The organism is Patescibacteria group bacterium (assembly GCA_022563395.1).
Lineage (GTDB): Bacteria > Patescibacteriota > Minisyncoccia > Minisyncoccales > UBA10102 > 01-FULL-49-22b.
The window spans coordinates 639,194-656,574 of sequence record JADFNM010000001.1 but is presented as its reverse complement, the minus strand read 5'-3'; the positions used below and the strand labels follow the sequence as shown (position 1 = coordinate 656,574).

Sequence of the window (17,381 nt, the reverse complement as noted above, 5' to 3'; positions counted from 1 at the left end):
CTCTGTAAACTTAATGAGATTAAGTTTTAGAAGAGTTGCTTTGGGTGGCCTTTTTTATCCAAGGCATCGTTTACCAAGCGGTCTGCCTCTTTGTTCTTTTCTCTGGGAACTGCAGTAAAACTTACCTTGTGAAAATCAATCTTCAGGTTCCAAAGCTCCAAGAAAAACTTTTGAATCTTTGCATTCTCCACTTTGTATTGTCCATTGAGCTGCTTTACGAGCAATTCTGAATCAGCAAAAATTTGAACCTCTGCTTTCTTTGCTTTTTCTTTTCCCCACAATGCCTTGATTTTTTTCAAGGCAAAGATGGCAGCTTTGTACTCTGCCTCATTGTTGGTTGTTTCGCCCAAATACTCTCCGTATTCTTTTAAGGTTTCTCCCTTTGCGTTTTTAATAACAACCCCAATGGCAGAGGGCCCTGGGTTACCCCTTGCTCCCCCGTCGGTATAGACAATAAACTTCTCCTTTTCCATGGATGATTGCCTAAGTTTCGTTTAAGCACCAGTGCTTAAACGAAACTTAGGCAGTATGGTTTTTAAAGTATTCTATCAAACACTTTTTAAACTTTGCCACATTAGCGTTCTTTACCCGAAATCCAGAGGCCTGGGGATGTCCCCCATATGTTATGGCATGCTCTTTGCAGTGTTTCATTGCTTCAACGGTATCTTGGCCCGAGGGGGCGCGCACCGATCCAATACTCTCTCCTCTCATCTTTTTGTACACAAAGGTGGGCTTCTCCTCTTCCTGAGAAATGATAGAGGCAATGCCCCCCAAAAGAATGTAATCAAAATCCTCTCCCCCCTCAAACACAATGGGTACATCCTTCTTTTTTAAGATATCGCTTCGCACCTTATCCAAAAGCTTATTCCGCTGCTGTTTTCTTAGCTCATGTATTTCCAAAAGGCGCTCTGCAATCGCGGTGACCTCCCGCTCTGAATCAGAACTTAAAATGCGAAAGGAAGCAGGATACCCATTTTCAACATCCCGAACATTAAGTATGGCAATCATTTTTTGCAGCTTTGACTCAATATTGGGGAATCTTTCAAGCTCTTGTAATTTGAAAAAGGCGCGAATGCCGGGGCGCCATGAGTTTTCCAAAGTTTCCAATCCCTCCTCTATAATCTCCTTGTTGTCTGCGTCTTTTGGCATCATGTCAGCTGTAGTTCCAATGGCAGCTAACTCCACCAAATTTTTTCTCATGGCCAAAGACATCTTATCCCCCAACGTTTCTTCAGCCAACCTAAAGGTTAGCCCGCAGGCAGCCAATTCCTTGAAAGGATGCGTATCTCCTTTTTGCTTTGGGTCAACAATGATGTCTGCGGCGGGAAGTTTATCTAACACCACATGGTGGTCAACCAATATAACGTCAAACCCTTTTCTCTTCGCTTCTTTGATCTCTGTAAAGTTAGAAATGCCCAAATCCATGGCGCACAAAAGGGCGGGAGCAAACACGTTCAATTCTTTTAAGGCCTTGAGGGTAATGCCATAACCATCATTCTCGCGGTCGGGAAAGTATACGCGCACCACGTTTCCCCCAAGGGTTCTTAAGGTTTCTTGCATGATGATGGCAGAACAAACGCCGTCTAAGTCAGCGTCTCCATAGAGAATAATGCGCTCTCCTTTCTCTACTGCTTTTTTGAGCCTTTTTGCGGCCTTGTCTAGATTCTTAATCATGTTCTGCCTAAATCTCATTTAGTCATAATACCCTAAAGCTTTCAAACCAGGGAGTTCTTCTCCTGCCAAAAAGATAAGCATGGAGCTCCCTCCGGTAGAAATGTGGTCAAACTTGTCTCGAAGATTATACCTACCCAAAAAATCCATCAGGTTTCCCCCGCCAGCTACCGCATAGCTCGTGTCCTCCACAATAGCCTCTGCCACAATCCGTGAACCTTCAGCGTATTCCTTTTGTTCATACCTTCCCAAGGGACCTGACCAAAACACGGTTCTAGCTCCCCTTACCTTTTCTTGGTAGAGCTTCCTGGTTTCTTCTCCAATATCATACTCTTTTCCTCCTCCGGGAAAGCCATCTAGAGGAAAAACAACTTTGTCTCTATGCTTAAGCACAATGTTCTTTTGTTCAATCTCCCGCGAAAGAAGATTGCCCAAGAGCACTTCGTCGGCCACCTCTAGAATCCCATCAATCACGGGAATCTTATCCTCAATCTTTCTGCCCCCGATAATGGCAATCATCGGGCGTTCTGGGTTCTCTAAAAGCTTTTGTAATCCTTCAATCTCTTTTTTGAGCAGAAACCCTCCAGCTGAAGGCAAAAGTGCTGGAACTCCCACTACAGAAGCGTGCTCGCGGTGTAAAACCCCAAATGCGTCTGAAACATACACGTCTCCAAGTTTTGCGAGTTCTTGCGTGAAACTCCTGTCGTTTTTCTCTTCTTCTTTGTGAAAACGGAGATTCTCCAAAAGCAAGACCTCCCCCTCTTTCATGTTCTTTGTCTTCTCCTCAATCTCCCTGCCAATGCAATCCTGCGTGACCTCAACAGCAATCTTTAAGTGTTCTACAAGCTTTTCTTTGACACCCTGCATGTTTAATCGCTCATCATATACTCCTCCGGGGTCTCCCAAGTGGCTCATCACCACAAGCTTTCCCCCTTGAGAAAGAATATGCTGCATGGTGGGAAGGGTGGCTGTAATACGAAAGTCGTCTGCAATCTCCCCGCTTTCTTTTAAGGGGACGTTAAAGTCAGCTCGCAGCAACACGCGCTTTCCTTTCAAGAAGAGGTCAGGAAGCCATCTCATGGGTCAAGGGTCAAGAGAAACGCAGGGTTTCCCCTGGCCGAAGTTTACCCCGCACCAGACTTGTCTTGGTGTTGGGCTCGTCTTTCTGGCCTGCCTCTATAGGCAGGGATTTTTTTTGAGATGTTCCTTCTTTAAGAGCCTCTCCCAAAACTTCTTTTAATCCTTGTCTGTCCACTTCTTTTCTCTTTTGATTTGAATGATCCTGCTTCCCTTTTGAAGGATAAAATATGGTGGGTTCCTTTTGCATAGCTTCCTTTAAGGAAACCTGCCCCTGGGCGCTCTGCGACCCCTCGGAAGGAACTCCTCGGGGTACGCGCCCGCCAGAGTCGAGCAGTTGACTCTTGCTCCGCTGAAGCTTTTTCCTGCACGACTTGCAGTAGATTTTCCTTTTGCCGTCCGGGGCAAAGACCACCTTGGTATCCTTGCCGCAGTTATCGCACCTTGCATCATAGAGTATCTGCTCTTGACCGGCAGGTTGAACCACCTGCGTTTTCTTTTCGCCAGCAACATCAACCTCTGCCCACTTCGCAATCTCATCTTCCACCTGGTGGCGAGGGGATGCATACTGTTCCCTGCTCCAGCGAATAATCTCGTCCTGGTTGGATTCTTCAGGAGAAACAAAGGGCAGCACTGGAGGCGGCAGGGTTTGGGCAGAAAATGGTTTACCCGTAATGCCGTCAATCATGAGCTTTACATAGATTGAGTACTTGTTCAGATTCACAAAATCTAAAGCCAAAAACTCCGGAGTAAACTCCTTTTCTAAGAATTCTGCGTCTTCTGCCCCCACCCGAAAAGACACAATTGTGCCAACGTTTCCAAACACGGCCCCGCGAACCTTAGACTCGTTCTCGTCCAGCTGCGCTATGTACTGGTGGCTTAAAATCAAAGACAAGCGATACTTTCTCGCTTCAGAAAGAATGCTCACAAAAGAATCTGACGCAAAGTTCTGAAACTCATCAATGTATAAAAAGAAATCCTGCCGCTGGTCTTCCGGAATGCTCACTCGAGACATTGCAGCAAGCTGGATTTTCGTGATAAGCATGGCTCCCAAGAGGCGGGAATTGTCTTCCCCAATGCGTCCTTTGGAAAGATTGAGTATTAAAATCTTCTTTTTGTCCATGACCTCTCGCATGTCAAAGGAAGACTTTGTCTGACCAATGATGTTGCGAATTAAGGGATTAGACACGAATTGGCCTACTTTGTTTTGGATAGCAGCGGTTGCTTCCACCTCATACCTCTGCGTATATCTTGCATATTCTTGAATCCAAAAGGCCTTGACTACGGGATCGGTGAGCTTGTTGATAACCTTTGCTCTGTAGTCTACATCCACCAGCATGCGGTTAATCCCCAACAGGGTTGATCCTGGATACTCCAACAAGGCCAGCACCGTGTTGTTTAAAATGTATTCCATGCGGGCCGACCACACGTCGGGCCAGACTTTTTTGAACACAGACATTAAACCAGAAGCCACCAAATGACGGTGCTCGGCCTTCACATTCTCCATGACGTTAAAAGCAATAGGGTGGTCTGTGTCAGCAGGGTTAAAGTAAATGACGTCTTTTAAGCGCTCGGTGGGGACAAACTGCAATAATTCATCTGCCGCTTCCCCGTGCGGATCCACAAATCCAATGCCGTTCCCTCCCTGAATGTCCTGCACCGCCATATTCTTTAGCATCTCGGTTTTTCCCATGCCGGTCTTCCCCACAACGTAAAAATGGCGTCTTCGGTCGTCCACTTTTATGCCAAAACGCCTTTGTGTATTTCGGAAATTGGTAATGCCAAAAAAGTTAATGTCCATGACTTACTCGGTGGGAAGCCCGGAGGGAGCTTCTCCTTTCTTTGATCCAACCCTCACCACAGCAGAAGAAGGAGCAGTAATTCTGCCGGGGAAATGGAAAATGGTGGCTAGTTCCTCAACATTCAAGACAAACGTGCCTCCTGGCTTCGGGAAGTACGGAGAAAGACGCAAGGTATAGTTTCGAAACAAACGCCTTTTTCTCACAAACACCCTTCTCTTGTCCATAAACCAGGTAAAAATGGTGTATACCTTGGTTAAGGTGGGACGCAGGGGCCGAAAGTTGTTAAAGGTTGCAGTCCCAAACTGAGTAAACCAGGACATGGGCAGAGCTTTGGCAGGTCCAAAGTAGTTCTCCCGTTTTGCTATATAAATAAACCTGGAATGTGTGCCAAAGGCGTACTTACTGATTTTATCTTCAACAGACAAGACAATCTCCCGTTCCCCAGGGGTTAATCTCATTTCGGGAGGGATGATTTCCCGGTATTCTTCTTTGGGCGCTTCTACTTGCCCGGTAGCTATGGTTTTTCCCACCACTCCAATGTCTCCAAGTAATCCTTTGTCCTTTACAGGGGGAGGGCGTTTCACGATCTCAGCTACAATCTCCCGCCCCTCCTCAACAAGCTTGCTTTCACGCGGGTTGGTGTGCAAAATGGGGGTCAAGACAAACTGAATCCAGATATGCTCCCCTTTACCAATCTGGGAGAATCCTTCCACCAAAAGGGCCATGGGATCAATACGCATCTCTTCTTTGTCGGTGGCGATTGGTTCAAAAAACTTTGCATAGGTCTTAATGGGGTAGGGGCTGGGGCGCTCCAAGACATAGTTGGTGCCCCACAAATCCCATTCTTTGTTGGGAATGTCTTGGGGAATGAGTTTGGTATAGTCCTCCACCACCTCAAGTTCTGCTAAGGGGTAGTGGGCATAAATGGCAGACTCCACCAGCTTCTGGGCTCCTTCTGGAATGCGAAGATAAAAATGAATGTTTCCTTCTGCGGAAACCATTTCTAAGGCAAAGGCAAGCTGGTACTTTCCCTCCAGCCACGCCTCCCTGGTGTTTGCGGGATCATGCATCTGCCACAAGCCAGTAAACACATCCTCCATTGCCTTGAAAGGCCGGGGAGCGTCTTCTGGCATTTTAATCTCCAGGAGAATGTACCGCTGTTGCCCCGAAAAAGTTTCCTTTCGCCAATAAAGCCACAGGAACACCGCTGGTTTCCACAAAAGGAACGGGAGAAACAGCCACCACCAGGTAATGGTAACTTGCCAGATGAAACCGAGAAGAAGGAAAACTTCTTGCATGGCAAAACTTATAGTTTTAAGGTATACGTGCCGTCTTGATTTCTTAAAAAATACCGTCGGTCTTGCAGGTTAAGCAAGATGGTGCTTAATTTCACTTGGCGCCGCTGCAGGGTTTCTCCGACGAGTTTTGCTTTTGGCATGGTTTTTCCATTGTTTGCCAAGATTGAGCGCATCACATCCTTCACGGTTCCAGACTTAAGACCCCAGTCAGATAATCCATAGGTTCCCCGACCAACCAACACAAACCGGGGGTCTTTGATAAGCTCGTTGTGTACGGTCTGGGGAAGCACGGCTTTCTTTTTTTGCAGAGTAAGGTTTTCTTGCAACTTTGCAATGGCAGAGGCAACCTCCTTGAAATGCAAAGGGTTACCTTGCTGCTTAAGCGCGAGGTACGCCTTATCTCTCATGCCTCGGGGATTTACCTCAGACCATGTTTTAAGCCCCCATCTTCCATCCGGACTTTTCTCAATAAGCTTTGAAATTTCAAGGTACAAGAATACCTCTTTTCCATGCAAGAGCCGCAATTCTTGCTCCGCTACAGGACTCTTTTTCTTTTGAAAGAACGAAAGAAGGCGCTGGTGCCAAGGGCGGGCCTTTTGAACCATGTCTTCCCTTAGGGTCCAAAAAGCGTAAAAGTCCTGGGTCTCTCTTTGATTATAGAACTGATCTCCCAGGGTCAAAAGAAACAGGGCGTGGTTTACTGCATCTTTGGCCTCAAGCAGGTCAAGCAGCAGGTCTTCTCGTTTCATGGACCCTGCCTTTCTCAAGGTGGCAGCTACTTCTTCAAAGGTGGCGGCATACCGATCTTTGTACTTTGCCTGCTGCATATCCTTTCTGAGCCGCGCTAACCCTTCTTTTACAATTTGTCTCACCCGTTCCCTGGTTATCTGGTGCTGTCTTCCCACCGCCTCCAGGGTCAGGGGAGGTACTACGCTCAAACCAAAACGCCCTACAACCACATCCTTTATTCGTGGCGGGAGCTGTTCTACAAGTTCCAAGCTAAGCTTTTCAAAAGATACCGTTGGCATGTTCCAATTGGTCTATCAAACCATTTAATAAGGAATTTGTCAAACCCTGAACATCTCTCTTCTCCACACCAGCAAAAGGGAGGGAGCCAGAAACAGAGAAGAGAAAGTGCCCGCAACAATTCCTATCATGAGCATGAAAGCAAAATCTTTTAAGGTTGAACCCCCAAAAAGATACATGGACACAAGCACCGCCAGCGTGGTCAAAGAAGTGGACAATGAACGAAACCAAGTCTGGCGCAGCGCTTGCTGTACCGTGTCTTTAAAGTCAAAACCAACATGCTTGAAGATGTTTTCTCGAATACGGTCAAACACCACCACCGTATCGTTAATGGAATACCCCACAACCGTAAGCAGGGCAACCACCACGGGAATGGTGACTTGAACCCCGGCATACTCTCCCAGCACCGCAAACACCGCAAGCGGCAAAAGAATGTCGTGAAAAGAAGCTACCATTGCGGCTCCCGACCAGTGCCAAGGGCGAACACGCTCTGCCGTTCTCCGAAAGGCAAAGGCAATGTACAAAATCACTACAGCCATGGCTAATCCCGCCAAAAGCAAGGTCTTTTCACGAAGTTCCTTTCCAATAGTAGGTCCAATAGATTCAAATCTCAGTTCTTGTATATCTTCTCCCAATAAAGAAAGTACCTGCTGGTGCACGGGCTCTGGAATATCTTTCATGCGAATCAACGCTCCCTTCTCCCCCGTGTACTGTACAGACAAAGAACCCAAATCAAGAGCTTTTAAGGACTCCTGGATGCTTTTTGTGGTGGGACGTTCATTTTCATACTTTACTTCCAGTAAGCTTCCTCCGGTGAAATCAATCCCTAAGTTTAAACCAAAAAATCCAAGGACAAAGGCGCTGGCTCCCATGGCGACAAAAGAAAGGATAAATAATATGCGTTGGAGTTTTTGAAATATCATGTTAGCGAAAAAGCCACGAAACTTTTGCAATCTTGGTATCTATAAACAACCTCAGCATGTTCTTGGTTATGAAAATGGCAGAAAACAAGCTGACCAAAATTCCCAAAGACAAGGTTAAGGCAAATCCTTTCACAAAAGAGCTTCCGAACCAAAAGAGGATTAATGCCACGGCAAGCGTGGTAATATTGCCGTCCCGAATGGAGGGCCATGCCCGCTTAAACCCTTCTTCTAAAGCCAGGCCAAAACTCTTTCCTGTGCGCAGCTCCTCTCGCATACGGGCAAAGATAAGAATGTTCGCATCCACCGCCAGGCCCAAAGAAAGAATGCCTCCCGCAATTCCAGCCAGAGTCAGGGTAATGGAAATAAGCTTAAACAATGAGAGAAAAAACAAGGCATACAAAATCAGAGCGATTCCAGCAACCATGCCTGGAATACGGTATACCAGAATCATGAATACAAACACAAAGGCAAGACCAAGCAATCCCGCGGCCAAACTCTTTTGCAAGGATTCTGCCCCCAAGGTTGCCCCCACGCTCTGCTGCGAGAGTAGGGTAATGGGAACCGGCAATGCCCCGTTGTTTAATTCTCTTGAAATGCGCTGCGCTTCTTTGACCGTAAAGCTTCCCGTAATCTGGGCTCTTCCACCGGAAATAACGCCTTGCACCACGGGAGCCTGCAGCAATGCCCCATCCAAGAATATGGCCAAAGGCAGCCCAATATTCTTTTTTGTAAGCTCTTCAAACAGTAAAGAACCCTCTTTGTCAAACTGCAGGATAATAAGGGGCTCTTGGGTCAGATTGTCAAGCCCAACCTCGGCTCGCGACAGATATCCCCCTGTCAGCAAAGTTGCCTGAAACGGGTCCTCAAGCTGCCCTTCTCCTGTTTCCAGCACTTGTTGGTTGCTTGCCAAAATCTCTTGATAATTCTCCCTATATTCTTTGAACTCCAGATATGGCGTCTGCCCTATTAACAAGATAGCCTGGTTCGTGTCTTGAATGCCTGCCAGCTCCACAATGAGACGCCTTGTTTCCCCTTTACCCTGTAGCTGAATGGTAGGTTCTGAAATTCCAAAAAAGTTAACCCTGCGCTCAATAACATCGCGGAGCCCTTGCATTTTCTCGTCTCGGTCAAAGAAAGGAATAGTTTCCAAGTCAGCTTCATACACCAAATGAAGCCCGCCCTGCAAATCCAGTCCCAACCGAAAGGGAACATTCGCCATGCCAGGAACCTTAAGATACTGAGGGAATACAAAAGAAGCAGCTAGTGCTCCCAGGAAAAATACAAAGAAAAGTATCAACAATGCTTTCCTTTTTGGTTTCATAAAAATTTTAGAATAAAATTTTCAGTTTCCCCCGTGTTGGAAATTATTCAAAACCGAGGGTTTTGAAAAGAAGGGGGGTCGGGAGAAACTGTGTGAACGTAACCACCTTATCGTAGCATTTAGAGGCCTGCGAGTAAAGCAGCCACTATCCCCACAAGAAATATACCATCAAACACTCCAGCCCCTCCAATGGACATCATGCCAACCTCACCCCGCACAACCTGGGGCAAACGCAGGAGATCAGCTCCCAGCAGAACTCCCAGGGTTCCAGATACAAAAGCAACCAAGGCAGCTTCCTCTGGTGCCAGCAACAGGGCAAAGAGGGCAGCAAACAAGGGTGGAATGAGAACGGGCAGGGCAATACCCCTGCCAGGAACCACATAAGAAAGTTTCCACGCAACCAGGGTCATGAACAAGGTTGCAATGAGCGTTTCCTCAAGAGGAACGCGAAAGAGCAAGAAACCCGCGATGGCCAAGGGGATTAAAGCTCCTCCAACATTCACGGAAAGACCCTGCACCAAAAGCCGTTTTCTTTTGAACAGCCCAAAGAAATGCGACTCTGTAACCTCTACCAGTTTCCTTCTTCCCAAAGGAATGTTCACAAAAGAACCCAAAAGCATTGACACCAAGGTTAAAAGAACCATCTCTGGTGGGAAGCCAAGGTTTTCAAACCCCAGGCGCAGAACATGAAAAAACCCAAAAGCAAGAAGGAATGGAATCGCGAGAATTAAGAGAATGATGAAGAGAAACGGAGCAAATACCATTTTTAGCTTTTTGGAAGCTTAGCTTCCAAAAGTGAAATCGCCTTCTTTGAGTGTATAGTCAATGAGGACATCGTCATCTCCAAATGAAAATCGTCCGCGCAGGGTTTTCCCCTCAAGAAACAGGGGAAGCCAGTGCTTGTCATCCGGCCACATGCTCTCAAAGGGGAGCTTTTCTTTTGAGAACCACTGCGGCCTCATTTCTTCTGTTTCTTTTGGTTCGCCTTCAAAAGAAGGAATATAAAACACATGAACCTCAAGATACTCAGGATTGTCTTTGAAATGAAACTCAAAGAGCGCTTTCTTTTCAAAAGAGCGAGGAATGATACCAATCTCTTCTTTGAGTTCTCGCTTCATTGCCTTTTCAATACTCTCCCTCGCCTCTACCTTTCCTCCAAACCCGTTCCATTTCCCTTGTCCAAATCCCCTCTTTTTCATGCCAAGCAAAACCTGATCTCCTCGACAAACAATACAAAGGGTAAAAAGTTTTTTCCTATGCACCATGGCAGCGCTTGAATTTCTTGCCGCTTTGGCAAGGACAGGGGTCGTTTCGTCCAACATTCTTGTATTGCGGATCCTGCTGGGAGGCCTGGTGCACATGCTGATGTTGATGCGGCTGAACACGCGAAATCTGAAGCAAAGCGTTTGCAATCATTGCCTCCATGTTCTCTACAAAAGACTGAAACATTTTTCTTGCCTCATTCTTGTATTCTATCAAAGGGTCTTGCTGACCATAGGCGCGCAATTTTACAGAATCCCGCAAGGCCTCCATGTTTTCTAAATGCTCAAGCCACAAGGAATCCAAGACGCGCATGGCAACAATCTTTTCTGCCTGGCGCAGATTTTCTTGACCCAGTTCCTGTTCTTTCTTGTCATATTCCTCTTTGTTTTTCCCAAGCTTTTCTATAACCCCAAGAATATACTCTTTTAAGGTTCCTTCCTTGGCCATATTGAGCAATTCTCTCCTTTTTCGGTACACGGTCTCTCGGTGTTTATTCAACACATCATCATACTCCAGCAGGTGCTTTCTCGCATCAAAGTTAAACCCCTCAATCTTGCTTTGGGCTGACTCTATGGTTCCAGATACCATCTTGGACTCAATGGCCTCCTCTTTTGGCAAGTGGAGCTGCTGCATTAATTTTTGAATGCGCTCCCCCCCAAAGATACGGATGAGGTCGTCTTCTAAAGAAACAAAAAACTGGGTAGACCCTGGATCTCCTTGTCTGCCAGAGCGTCCTCTCAGCTGGTTGTCAATTCTTCTTGCTTCGTGGCGTTCGGTTCCAATAACATGGAGCCCTCCCAAACTCTTGACCCCTTCTGCCTCCTTCTCATCTAACGGGTTTCCCCCCAAGATAATGTCTACCCCTCTTCCTGCCATGTTTGTTGCAACGGTAACAGCTCCCTTTTGCCCAGCTTGTGCAATGATGGCAGCTTCCCTCTCGTGGTTTTTTGCGTTGAGCATTTCATGGCGAACTCCCTGCCGTTCTAAAAGTTTGCCCAGATATTCATTCCTTTGAATGGAGACCGTACCAATAAGCACAGGTTGTCCTTTTTTCTGTCTCTCCTTGATCTCTTCTACAATGGCATTGAACTTTGCCTCTTGTGATTGATACACCTTGTCTGGCATATCCTGGCGCACCATGGGCTTGTTTGTGGGAATGGCGATTACTTCAAGGTTGTATACCTTAGAAAACTCTTCAGCTGAAGTTAAAGCGGTTCCTGTCATTCCAGCTAGCTTTTTGTACATCCTAAAATAGTTTTGAAAGGTAATGGAGGCCAACGTCAAAGATTCTGGCTGCACCAAAACCCCCTCTTTTGCCTCTAAGGCCTGGTGCAGGCCGCCAGAGTATCTTCTTCCTGGCAAGAGTCTTCCGGTAAACTCATCTACAATAACAACGCTTCCGTCTCTCACCACATAATCTCGGTCGCGCTCAAAGATTGCCTCTGCTTTCAGGGCCTGTTCTAAATGATGCAAAAACTTAATACCACGCTCTTGGTAAATATCCTTCACCCCCATTAACCGCTCTACCTTGTTTACGCCTTGTTCCGTCAAGGTTACTGCTTTTAACTTTTCATCTAACTCATAATCTTCTTCCTTTTTGAGCTGGGGTACGAGGCGAGCAAACTCTTTGTACCAAGAGGAGCTTTCCTGGTCTGGGGCAGAAATAATCAGGGGGGTTCTTGCTTCGTCCACCAACACAGAATCTACCTCGTCTATGATGGCAAAAGCGTGGCCCCGCTGCACCTGGGTTTCCAAGCTCTGCGCCATATTATCTCTAAGATAGTCAAAGCCAAACTCGTTGTTTGTCCCGTAGGTAATATCGGCCAGGTACGCCTCTTTTCTTGAAACGGGACGAAGATAAGACTCCTCTACTAAAAATGAACCTAAGGTATCTCGTTTTTCATCCTGCGTTGAGTCCTGTCCGTAACTCGGGTCGTATATATAGGAAGCGTCGTGGGTAATGCAAGAAACAGACAAACCCAGGGCATGGTAGATTTGCCCCATCCACACCGTGTCTCTCTTTGCCAGATAATCGTTTACCGTAATAATGTGTACCCCGTTATCCGTTAAAGCATTAAGGTACACGGGAAGCGTTGCGGTAAGGGTCTTTCCTTCTCCTGTCTTCATTTCTGCAATCTTGCCCTCGTGAAGCACCATGCCTCCTATTAACTGCACATCAAAATGCCGCTGCTGAAGCGTACGCAAAGAGGCCTCCCTCACCAATGCAAAAGCCTCCGGGAGCAAAATATCCAGTTGTGCGTCTTTGGAAAGTTGTTCCTTGAGTTCCCTTGTCCTCTCTTTAAACTGCTCAAGAGAAAGCAACTTCAGTTCTGCCTCAAAAGAGGCAATCTTCTCTATTTGGGGCCTGAATTTTTTCGCGTATTTCTCGTGGTCTTGAGCAAAGAATTTCTCAAAAATCTTCATAATAGCTATTATTGCCTAAAATGGAGTGTTTGTAAAAAAGTGGTATTGACCTCTTCTTTTACTATTTTCCCAAAAAATCTTTTATGTACCTTGGTAAAATAGCTGATGCAACAGCAATCTTTGGAGACCAATACTTCAAATCCATCTTTTTTGCGCTTTTAAACTTCTTTTCTAAGGTCTTTGAGGAAACCATAGAGAAGTTAAAGTCCGAAGCTAAGGTAAAGGTAAACACTCCTGCTTGGTAAGAAGGAACTACTGCACATCGCATTTCTACAAAGCGAAAAACGCTGCGCAAACGCTTTTGGATTAAGGCCACAAGATGTGGCTGGGCGCTAAGAGAACCAGACTGTACAGAAACAATCCCATTCTTTCGCAGGCATTGCTTTACATTTCTATAAAACGCTGGGGAGATAAGGCCTTCTGCGGGCCCTCCTGGATCTGAGAGGTCGAGAATGACAACATCAAAAAAACTCTTGTGCTTTTTTACGAATTCCTTCCCATCCTCAAAAAGAAGATGTGTCCGCTTATCTTGAAATGCATTCTTGGAAATAGAGGGAAGATATTTTCGGGATACATCAACAACTTTTCTGTCTATCTCTACCATCCAAACTTCCTGTACCGATGCATGCTTTAACACTTCTTCTAATGCGCCTCCATCGGCTCCGCCGATAATTAAAACTTTCTCTGGCAAAGAATGTAAAAATAGCGGTGCTTGGCAAAGCATTTCATGATAGATAAATTCATCTTTTTGCGTTGTTTGCAAAATATCATCCAAAAATAGCGCTCTTCTATAAAACTCAAGATCAAAGACATTAATCTTTTGATATGCAGATTTCCCCGAATACAGTACCTTTTTTACCTTGTAGGCAACCGTTACCCTTGATTCGTCAAAGGGAACACTATCTACCAGTGCAACTTTTTGCTTCTTCATGTACTGCTATTTCTCCCAGGGGTATTTAACTTCTAATGTTTCAACTTGCCCGCTCTTTATTTTCAATTGCTTAAAAAGATATCGCCGTACTTTCTTATAATCAAAAGGTTTGCAGGAAAATATATCTATAAAAATCTCTTGCGTATCAACGAAAGTATGTAAAGAGATATGTGAGTAATCTATAATCGCAAATCCAGTAAGTCCTTCGTGCCCAGTATCATAGTCTCGCACTAAATGTGGCCCAGAGAGAATCTTCATTCCTACTAATTTTGGGAGTTGAAGTAATAAATTCAACGTAAACTTCTCATTCCTTAAGAGTTTTTTATCTACACCAAAAGCATCAAAAATAATATGATAGGTCTTTGTATAATTCTTTCTCATACTCTTTTTTTAACCAAGCTTAATATCTCAAACAACGCTCTTGTAGCAAGAAATTCCGTTATCTGGTTTCCCTTTATCGGTTTTAAGCAGCAGACATCAAGACCCACAATATTGCCTGAGATAGCGCGCAGTAAGCTCTTAAACTCCAAAAAATATATCCCGTCTGGTTCTGGCTGATGAACTGCGGGGGCAATACTTGGGTCAAAAACATCCACATCAAGAGTAATATATACCTTTGAGCCTTCAGAGAATTCCTGGATTTTCTTTTGCGCTGCTTCTCTATTTTCTTGAATATCCCCTACTGTAATGTATGTAATACCGCTCTCCTCAATAAACTTAAGTTCTTCTGCATCGCAAGACCTTACCCCAATCAGCAAAATATTCTTTGGATCCATGGTTTCGCTTAATCTGCGCAACCACGTTGCTCCATTCACTCTCGCATCAAATTTGCCATTCCATAGAGTGCTTAAGTCTACAATATTGTCATCTTTATACTCGTCTTTTAAATCGCAATGGGCATCAAAGCTTATAACTTTAATGCCTTCCGGGAAAGCGGGAATAGTAAAAAGCGATGGGTGATCTCCTGCAATCGCAACTGGTATTTTGTTATTCTCTATAATGGAGCGAGTATATTGCGTGATATCCTCTGTTTTTTTGGGCTTTAAATCCCCAACATCTACAACTTTTATGCCTTCAAGCAATTCCTTCTTGCTTGCAATATCAAAATCCTCCATATACACAGGGGTGTTGCGCAACGCTTTTGCGGCATCGTAAAATCGCTTTCCAATAGGTACGCCAAAAAAAACAACATTTGCCTCTTTGAAATTATATGGTGAATTCAAAAACTTCATAGCACACAGAAAACCCAAAAAAGATATGTTACTTTAATAAAGGAGGAAAAACACCCGAAGCAAAATGCATGACTGGAGAATAGTATGAGGTAGAGATCCTCCTTTCTTTATATCTTTTTTCAAGAACTTTCTCTGTCGTCTTTGCAAGATCCATTTTTAAAGACGCGACAGGAAAAGAGTGTTCATCTCGCGGAAAACTCCCGACAAAGGCGCGGTGCAATTCAAAGGAGTAAAATACCTTTCTCATGGTAGCTCGTGCTTTCAAGCCAAAGGTATCAGAAATATACCCAGTCTGTGCGGAAAAAATACCATCTTTTCTAAGCGCATTTTTTACGGCGCGCAAAAACTTCTCTTCAAAAAGTTTTGCTGCCATAACTCCGTCCGGATCGTTGGAATCAAGAATTATACAATCAAAATAGTTTTTATGCTTCGCAACAAACTCAATTCCATCTGCCACCACAATCTTACTTCTCTTGTCTCCAAAGGCCGAACGGCACAGCGTGGGAAGATACTTTTTTGCGACGTAAATCACTTCTTCATCAATTTCAACTAAAAACGCTTCCTTAACAGGATGCTTTAGTACTTCACGCAGTGCTCCTCCATCTCCCCCACCGATAATGAGAACTCGCTGCGGGGAAGGATGATGCATCAAGGCGGGATGTACCAGCATTTCATGATACACCGCCTCATCTTTTGTGGAGAGCTGTACTAACCCATCAAGGAAAAACATTCTACCATATCCTTTTGTATCAAAAATATCTATACTTTGATACTTACTCTTTCCCGTATATATCTTTGTTTTTATTGCAAAACCCGCAAGAAATATCTTTTTCTCTCCAGGAAGGAATCCTTCCAGTGCCCAAGTATTCCCAAAAACTGAGATCTTCTTCATGTTACATTACCCTTTTGCTGCGCCCCTTTTTATTTCTCGTACATCCACCTTCTTTGGCTGTACCGCCTTCAAGACATGCTCCATACCACCCCTAAGTGCTTTCCTGAAGATACTTAGGCAAGACGGCGGATGCCAGGTGCATTTCTGGAGAATAATACGAAGTCACAAGACTCCGCCTTTCGTAACGCTTCTTGAGCGCTGAAAGTGTTATCTCTTTATATTTTTTTTGCGAGCTTGCAAAAGAAAATGTATGCTCGTCTTCAAGAATATACGGCACAAAAGCCCTGTGAAACCATACAAAAGGAAAAACTTTCTTCATTTCTTTTCTTGCTTGTTTTCCAAACTTATCTGAAAGATATCCTGTCTGCGCTATGAAAATACCGTTTGGTTTTAATGCTTGTTTTACTAGTTTAAAACAATTATACGTAAATAGCTCATGGGCCATTGAGCCATCGGGATCATTGGAATCAAGAATAACGCAATCAAACTCATTACGATACCTTTTTAGGGTCTCCATACCATCTTCAATAAAAACCTTGGTCCGGCGATCTTCAAAGGCATTTTGTGATATAGAAGGAAGATATTGTTTTGAAACATTGATTACTTCTTTATCAATCTCCGCCAGCAAAACCTCCCGCACGGGGTGTTTTAAAACTTCTCTCAGCGTACCCCCATCACCGCCGCCAATGATTAGCACTTTCTGTGGTTTTGGGTGCGTTAAAAGCCCTGGGTGAACAAGCATTTCATGGTATGCTGCATCGCCCATTTCTGCGACCTGCACAAGGTCATTAAGAAACAGCATTCTCCCAAATTCAATATTCTCAATAATAGAAATCTTCTGGTATGGCGTCTTTGTTTCCAGAATTTCTCGATCAACAGAAAATGCCGTAAAGGCACTTTTCAGTTCTCCTGGAATGAACTCCTCAAACATCCACTGTTTTCCAAGGAGTTTCATCCTCATGGTTGTCTTCCTCGTTTCATTTCTGTTACCTCAACTCGCTCCGGGTGCAAATGCTTTTCAAAGTACGAAAGAGCATCTTTGGGCCGCGCCTCCATGCCACAGGTGAAAATATCTATTGCAATATAGTTAATCTCAGGCCAGGTATGCAGGGCAATATGCGACTCTGCCAACAAAACAACCCCCGTGATACCCTGGGGGGCAAACTTGTAAATAGAAATTTGCAAGGGCTTGCTGTTTGCAGCTTTTGCCGCTCCCAGCAAGAGTTGTTCCAGTTCTTTCTTGTCTTCAATGACTTTGCCGTTCCAAAAATCAGCTACCACGTGGGTGCCAGCATACGCAAATTTGGGAACTATTGCATTGATAGGATTGGTCCATGAAGGAACCCTCTTTGTCTGCTGCATAAAGCATATGTATTCAATCGCTTACCCCGCACATAATTTATGTGCGGGGCCTCAGCCCTCACATTTCAGTGAAGACGGAGCGCCCAAAATCTTGGGACACCCCGCACATAACGAGTTATGTGCGGGGAAAAAGAGGAAAAAATCGATTGAAGATTATAT

The 17,381-nt window shown here is 44.9% G+C and carries 17 protein-coding genes; all 17 read right to left on the bottom strand.

Features of this window, described 5'->3' with window-relative positions; all coding sequences use genetic code 11:
- Positions 1-26: 26 nt before the first annotated feature.
- Positions 27-473: a ribonuclease HI family protein gene (locus tag IH982_03570; protein MCH7828909.1), complete on the bottom strand. Its 447-nt coding sequence runs from the start codon at positions 471-473 to the stop codon at positions 27-29.
- Positions 474-519: 46 nt separating this feature from the next.
- Complete coding sequence (locus IH982_03565; GenBank protein MCH7828908.1) at positions 520-1,692, bottom strand: DHH family phosphoesterase; 1,173 nt, start codon at positions 1,690-1,692, stop codon at positions 520-522.
- The gene (locus tag IH982_03560) at positions 1,693-2,751 is read right to left on the bottom strand and encodes a phosphoglycerate kinase (protein MCH7828907.1); all 1,059 of its coding nucleotides are present in this window, start codon (positions 2,749-2,751) and stop codon (positions 1,693-1,695) included.
- Positions 2,752-2,761: 10 nt separating this feature from the next.
- On the bottom strand, positions 2,762-4,549 hold the full coding sequence (locus IH982_03555) for a type IV secretion system DNA-binding domain-containing protein (protein MCH7828906.1): 1,788 nt from the start codon (positions 4,547-4,549) through the stop codon (positions 2,762-2,764).
- A 3-nt stretch (positions 4,550-4,552) separates the two neighbouring features.
- Positions 4,553-5,848, bottom strand: coding sequence for a hypothetical protein (locus tag IH982_03550; protein MCH7828905.1), 1,296 nt, complete (start codon positions 5,846-5,848; stop codon positions 4,553-4,555).
- Positions 5,849-5,856: 8 nt separating this feature from the next.
- On the bottom strand, positions 5,857-6,876 hold the full coding sequence (locus IH982_03545) for a hypothetical protein (protein MCH7828904.1): 1,020 nt from the start codon (positions 6,874-6,876) through the stop codon (positions 5,857-5,859).
- A gap of 39 nt (positions 6,877-6,915) precedes the next feature.
- Positions 6,916-7,797: a protein translocase subunit SecF gene (gene secF / locus IH982_03540; GenBank protein ID MCH7828903.1), complete on the bottom strand. Its 882-nt coding sequence runs from the start codon at positions 7,795-7,797 to the stop codon at positions 6,916-6,918.
- A 1-nt stretch (position 7,798) separates the two neighbouring features.
- On the bottom strand, positions 7,799-9,118 hold the full coding sequence (gene secD, locus IH982_03535) for a protein translocase subunit SecD (protein MCH7828902.1): 1,320 nt from the start codon (positions 9,116-9,118) through the stop codon (positions 7,799-7,801).
- A 119-nt stretch (positions 9,119-9,237) separates the two neighbouring features.
- The gene (locus tag IH982_03530) at positions 9,238-9,882 is read right to left on the bottom strand and encodes a DUF1614 domain-containing protein (GenBank protein MCH7828901.1); all 645 of its coding nucleotides are present in this window, start codon (positions 9,880-9,882) and stop codon (positions 9,238-9,240) included.
- 18 nt (positions 9,883-9,900) lie between these two features.
- On the bottom strand, positions 9,901-10,383 hold the full coding sequence (locus tag IH982_03525; GenBank protein MCH7828900.1) for an 8-oxo-dGTP diphosphatase: 483 nt from the start codon (positions 10,381-10,383) through the stop codon (positions 9,901-9,903).
- On the bottom strand, positions 10,373-12,808 hold the full coding sequence (gene secA, locus IH982_03520) for a preprotein translocase subunit SecA (GenBank protein MCH7828899.1): 2,436 nt from the start codon (positions 12,806-12,808) through the stop codon (positions 10,373-10,375). The genes IH982_03525 and secA overlap by 11 nt, the downstream gene beginning before the upstream one ends.
- Before the next feature lie 58 nt (positions 12,809-12,866).
- Positions 12,867-13,736, bottom strand: coding sequence for a polyamine aminopropyltransferase (speE, locus tag IH982_03515; GenBank protein ID MCH7828898.1), 870 nt, complete (start codon positions 13,734-13,736; stop codon positions 12,867-12,869).
- A 6-nt stretch (positions 13,737-13,742) separates the two neighbouring features.
- Complete coding sequence (locus tag IH982_03510) at positions 13,743-14,117, bottom strand: S-adenosylmethionine decarboxylase (protein ID MCH7828897.1); 375 nt, start codon at positions 14,115-14,117, stop codon at positions 13,743-13,745.
- The gene (locus tag IH982_03505) at positions 14,114-14,968 is read right to left on the bottom strand and encodes an arginase family protein (GenBank protein MCH7828896.1); all 855 of its coding nucleotides are present in this window, start codon (positions 14,966-14,968) and stop codon (positions 14,114-14,116) included. Before IH982_03505 ends, IH982_03510 begins: the two co-directional genes overlap by 4 nt.
- Positions 14,969-14,996: 28 nt before the next feature.
- A complete protein-coding gene (speE, locus tag IH982_03500) occupies positions 14,997-15,860 on the bottom strand; it encodes a polyamine aminopropyltransferase (GenBank protein MCH7828895.1) in 864 nt (287 codons plus the stop codon).
- A 91-nt stretch (positions 15,861-15,951) separates the two neighbouring features.
- Positions 15,952-16,821, bottom strand: a complete 870-nt coding sequence (gene speE / locus IH982_03495; GenBank protein ID MCH7828894.1) for a polyamine aminopropyltransferase — start codon at positions 16,819-16,821, stop codon at positions 15,952-15,954.
- Positions 16,818-17,222 carry an adenosylmethionine decarboxylase gene (gene speD / locus IH982_03490; GenBank protein ID MCH7828893.1) on the bottom strand — a complete coding sequence of 135 codons (405 nt, stop codon included), beginning with the start codon at positions 17,220-17,222 and terminating at the stop codon, positions 16,818-16,820. The genes speE (IH982_03495) and speD overlap by 4 nt, the downstream gene beginning before the upstream one ends.
- Positions 17,223-17,381: the final 159 nt, after the last annotated feature.